The sequence below is a fragment of the Blastococcus sp. SYSU DS0552 genome (assembly GCF_054050815.1).
Window position 1 is genome coordinate 1 of record NZ_JBJHAB010000048.1, and the last position, 602, is coordinate 602.

1 protein-coding gene is annotated in these 602 nt (G+C 71.9%); it reads right to left on the reverse strand.

Annotation, left to right across the window (positions count from 1 at the left end; all coding sequences use genetic code 11):
- On the reverse strand, positions 1-602 hold a 602-nt coding region (locus ACI8AG_RS20490), incomplete at both ends, for a methyl-accepting chemotaxis protein (protein WP_456598497.1).

The following is a 602-nucleotide window of genomic DNA, read 5'->3' on the forward strand; positions in this document are numbered from 1 at the left end:
GCCGCCATCCGGGACAGCTCGTCCACGGCGGTGCGGGTCTGGGTCAGCGCCTGGGTCGTGGCGTCCGCGGCCGTGGAGACGCTGGTGATGTTCTCCGCGATCTGCCCCGTACCGCCGGCGGCCTCCTGCACCGACCGCGACATCTCGCTGGTCGTCGCCGTCTGCTCCTCCACCGCGCTGGCGATGGTGGTCTGCCGGTCGGAGATCTGCGCGACGATCGAGGAGATCTCCCCGATCGCGGCCACCGCCGCAGTGGTGTCGCCCTGGATCGCCTGCACCCGGCGAGCGATGTCCTCGGTCGCCTTCGCCGTCTCCTGCGCCAGCTCCTTCACCTCGTTGGCCACCACCGCGAAGCCCTTGCCGGCCTCACCCGCCCGCGCCGCCTCGATCGTGGCGTTGAGCGCCAGCAGGTTCGTCTGCTCCGCGATGCTCGTGATCACCTTCACCACGTTGCCGATCTCCGCGCTCGACTCGCCCAGCTTGGCCACGGTGGCGGTCGTCGTCTCCGCCGCCGTCACCGCACGCGCCGCCACCTCGCTGGCCTCCGCCGCGTTGGACGCGATCTCCCGGATCGAGGCACCCATCTGCTCCGCACCCGCGGC